The sequence below is a fragment of the Streptococcus sp. k-90 genome (genome assembly GCF_013277565.1).
GTDB lineage: Bacteria > Bacillota > Bacilli > Lactobacillales > Streptococcaceae > Streptococcus.
Genome location: NZ_VMNE01000057.1, coordinates 1 through 343 on the forward strand (window position 1 = coordinate 1; position 343 = coordinate 343).

Annotated in this window: 1 other RNA gene; it reads right to left on the reverse strand. The window is 49.6% G+C overall.

Annotated elements, in window-relative coordinates:
• Window positions 1-342, reverse strand: a transfer-messenger RNA (tmRNA) gene (gene ssrA, locus HT734_RS09340); the annotation flags it as partial.
• Window position 343 lies beyond the last annotated feature (1 nt).

Consider the following 343-nt stretch of genomic DNA (forward strand, 5'->3'; position numbering starts at 1 on the left):
GTCCAGAATTACTACACCGTCGGCACTACATGCTTAGTCCAGTTATTACATTCGCCGGTTAGCTGCGAACGGACACGCTACTAACAAACTAGCCTGATTGGATTTAACGCTTCAACCCCAGGCAGGGCATCCACGCGATCTCTTTTAGTTTTGACCTCTCTTGATCCCCGTCCTAAGAGCGGAGGCTAGGGAGAGAGGACACCTTCAGTTTATTAAGCTGATTAAGCTGCTAAAGCAGCAGGTGCGAAGTTTTCGTCGTTTGCGACTATTTTTTTGCGGCTTTTAACGAGGCAAACCGCCCCTCGGCATGCTCCTAGGGCTTTGCAAATCCTGTCGAATCCAG